Origin of the sequence: Aliivibrio sp. SR45-2 (assembly GCF_963890165.1) — a bacterium.
GTDB classification, from domain to species: Bacteria; Pseudomonadota; Gammaproteobacteria; order Enterobacterales; family Vibrionaceae; genus Aliivibrio; species Aliivibrio salmonicida.
This window is the reverse complement of record NZ_CAWPRC010000114.1, coordinates 1-277: the sequence shown is the minus strand read 5'-3', so window position 1 is coordinate 277 and position 277 is coordinate 1. Positions and strand designations below refer to the sequence as shown.

The window sequence follows — 277 nt, the reverse complement described above, 5'->3', positions numbered from 1 at the left end:
GAGACAATCAGAATTTATTGTGCGCTAGTAGCTCAGCTGGATAGAGTACTTGGCTACGAACCAGGCGGTCGGAGGTTCGAATCCTTCCTGGCGCACCATTATTTACTGCCGTAACAGTTTATCTAAGAGGATAAGTTGGTGCGGAGACAATTAGAATTTATTGTGCGCTAGTAGCTCAGCTGGATAGAGTACTTGGCTACGAACCAGGCGGTCGGAGGTTCGAATCCTTCCTGGCGCACCATTATTTACTGCCGTAACAGTTTATCTAGAGGATAAA

Annotated in this window: 2 tRNA genes; both read left to right on the top strand. The window is 46.6% G+C overall.

Annotated features, from left to right (window positions below):
* The first annotated feature begins 21 nt into the window (after positions 1-21).
* A tRNA-Arg gene (locus AACV33_RS06250) sits at positions 22-98 on the top strand.
* A 66-nt stretch (positions 99-164) separates the two neighbouring features.
* Positions 165-241 (top strand) — tRNA-Arg (locus tag AACV33_RS06245).
* The last annotated feature ends 36 nt before the right edge of the window (positions 242-277 follow it).